Annotated in this window: 3 protein-coding genes; 1 reads left to right on the plus strand and 2 read right to left on the minus strand. The window is 61.2% G+C overall.

The genetic code is table 11. From position 1 onward, the window contains the following. Positions 1-755: 755 nt before the first annotated feature. The gene (locus D779_RS22720; protein WP_198295766.1) at positions 756-2267 is read left to right on the plus strand and encodes a DUF6399 domain-containing protein; all 1512 of its coding nucleotides are present in this window, start codon (positions 756-758) and stop codon (positions 2265-2267) included. 21 nt (positions 2268-2288) lie between these two features. On the opposite strand, the gene D779_RS22545 is transcribed toward D779_RS22720, so the two are convergent. Together D779_RS22545 and D779_RS20720 are read right to left on the minus strand one after the other, a co-directional pair. Then, positions 2289-2585 carry a carbohydrate binding domain-containing protein gene (locus D779_RS22545; protein WP_157726501.1) on the minus strand — a complete coding sequence of 99 codons (297 nt, stop codon included), beginning with the start codon at positions 2583-2585 and terminating at the stop codon, positions 2289-2291. 39 nt (positions 2586-2624) lie between these two features. Beyond that, a partial coding sequence (locus D779_RS20720; protein WP_043758435.1) for a hypothetical protein occupies positions 2625-3017 on the minus strand: 393 nt, incomplete at its 5' end.

Genomic DNA, 3017 nt, shown 5'->3' on the forward strand with positions numbered 1-3017 from the left:
ACACCACCGGACGTTGGACTCAGTTCTGGGAGAAAATCGATCAATTTGGCGCTGAATGCTGCTGCTGAGGACATCATGCGGAGGCCGCACCCATCTCAACCGTCTCATTCGTCCTATGCCAGCGAAGCCGACTAAAGCAGAACCGAATAGCAACACCGTCGATGGAATTGGCACCGCAGCAACATTTAAGTATGCAGCATCTAGGTATGCATCGTTGTTCGAACCTGCATTCCGATTGCCGACGAACTCAAAACGCACGTATCTTGTTCCTGCAACTAATCCGGTTTCACCTGATTGTTGTTCCCAGATTTTATTGGAGGTAAACCTATCGAGGTTAGCGCTACTAATCACCGACATATCTGAGGCTAACTGCATTATGACTATTTGGCCAATATCTCCATCACCCCAGCCGCTTTGCCAGCCTGGCCTTGGTCATCGATTGGTCCAAGACCGAGTATCTGGGTAGGTGATGAAGAGGGGCAAAAGGTGTGGCAGGAGCGACGGGGAGGCGTACCCTTGGAAGCGCTAACTGACCGAGGGAAACGCCGTTGCCCGATGCCCCTGCCGCGATTGACTCTACTGCACCCAGACATCCGACGCCAATGCATGATCGGCGGTATCGCGCCGAGTGTCTCAGCGTGGTGGGCCATGCGCAGCATGGCGGACAGAGTCAACGGAGCGCGGCGGCTGGCGCCGGTGTGCCCCGCAGTACGCTGCGTTACTGGAACGAAGCCAAGGGACGTGGAGCCCCGCCGGTGTTGCTCGCCTTCACCGAGACGCCCGAGGGCGTGGTGTGGCTGCGTCGGATCCTGATGGCCGCGCACTGGTGCATCACCGAGATCGGTGGCGCAGGCATCCGCGTGGTGGATGAGTTCCTCGAGCTCAGCGGTCTGTCGGACTTCATCGCGGCCTCCTACGGCACCCAGCAAGCGTTCCATGCCCACTTGGAGGAGCACATCCTTGCCTGCGCGCGCGAGCAGCGCACTGAACTGGCCGCGACCATGCCGCCTCGCACCCTGAGCATCGCCGAAGACGAGACCTGGAAGGATGGGATGCGCCTGGTGGCCATCGACCCTGTCTCGGGCTTGATCCTGGTCGAGGAGGTGGCCGAGGAGCGCTCGGCGGCGACCTGGACGCACGCGCTCGCGCACGGGCTCGAAGGGCTGAACGTCACCGTCGTGCAAGGCACCAGTGACGAAGCCAAGGGACTGTTGGCGCATGTGAAGCGCGATCTCGGCGCGCATCATTCCACCGATCTCTTTCATCTGCAGCATGAGATCAGCAAGGCGATGACTCTGTCGTTGGCGCGCGCCCAGCAGCAGGCGGACAGCGAGGAGGCTAAGGCCAAGGCGCGCTGGCAGGACGCGTGCGCCGCCGAGCAGGAGTATCATCGCCACCCCCATGGTCCGGGACGCCCGCCGGACTTGGCTGCACGCACCGCTCGCGCCCTGCGTGACGACGTCCAGCTCAGCCTGGTACGCGAGCGGGCCGAGGCGCGTCGCACGGAAGCCAAGACGCTGATCGCCGAGGTGAGTGCGCTCGATCACCCCTACGATCTCGAGCACGGACAGGCGCGGCCCCCAGAGGACCTCGCCCAACGGCTCGGGACGCTCTTCGAGCGCCTGGAGAGGATCGCCGAGGAGGCGGCCTTGTCCGAGCGCCTGTGCGCCCATCTGGCCAAGGCAAAGCGACTCACCAACGCACTGGTGGCCACGCTGGCGTTCTTCTTCATGACGGTGACGACTCGGGTGCATGCCCTCAACCTCGCTCCCGCGATCGAGCAGGCGATGCTCGAGGACCTCATCCCCGCGCTCTACCTGGAGCGGGTCGCCGAGCGCAGCCCCCACGCCGAGCAGCGCCATCGGCTCAAGCGTTTGAGCGCCCAGCGGCTCGCACCGCTCCAGCAGCCGTCGCACCCGATCCAAGCCCTCGACCGCGAGACCCGTTGTCACCTCGAGCAGGTCGCCCAGGAGTGTGCCGATCTGTTCCAGCGCAGCAGCTCCTGCGTCGAAGGGCGTAATGGCTTTCTCTCCCTGTATCAGCATGGTCATCACCGCCTCAGTCCGCGTAAGCAGGCCGTGCTCACGGCGATCCACAACTTCGCGATCAAACGCCCTGATGGCACCACAGCGGCTGAACGGTTCTTCGCGCAAGCGCATCCCTCATTATTCGAGCAGGTGCTTGAGCGGATGCCATGGCCCGCGCGGCCCGCGAAACGACGACCACGGCCAGCGAAATCGCCTCACTTGCTCGCTGTGGCGGCTTAGCAACGGTGGACCAATCGATGATCAAGGCCGCCAGCCTCCGTACTGCAAAGTTAGCATCCCAGCGTCAAGATCTGAAACGGAGTAGCCATTATCTAATAGATCAACATCCTGCCACACTGTAAATTGTGATCCCCGGCCGTATAAATAGCTTGTGCCTTCATATGGCGCAGGATCTGATGCGCGGATACGTGCAGTGCCTAAAATAGACCAGTTGTTAAGATCATCTTCAAATCCCGAATTGACGAGAAGATTCGCATTTGCGTCAAATGAAGCTATCGCAAACGTTACGGATATAGCAATCGATTTCAGGTTTGCCATATAGATACCTCCGGTTACGTTAACTCGGCTTTGGCCAATTTAGGCCGTCGCCGCAAGCTGGTCGAGCAAGCGATCCAGGCGTTTGGCAGAAATTAGGACCCGGTCGGGCTCTGACGTTGAGTCGCTGTCATTGTCCTCGGCCCAGAGGGTGCGGCGCACCAGGGCCAAGCAGTCCGAGAAGGTCGCCTGCGGCTTGAGGTACCAAGCGGTGGAGCGTGCCAGGGTGTCCCAGCGCTCGCGCCACTGATAAACCATCAGACACACGAGCGAGAACAGGGCCAGCAGCACCGGGGTGGTCCGGGCGATGGCCAAGTCGCTCCATTGGCGCTGGGTTTCCACACCGAGATGCCGGCGTGTTTCCTCGAAGGTGACCTCCAGCGACCAACGCCAGACGAACAGTTCGATAATGCGCTCCGGTGCCATGGTGAGGTC

This window comes from Imhoffiella purpurea (assembly GCF_000585215.1).
Taxonomy (GTDB): domain Bacteria; phylum Pseudomonadota; class Gammaproteobacteria; order Chromatiales; family Chromatiaceae; genus Imhoffiella; species Imhoffiella purpurea.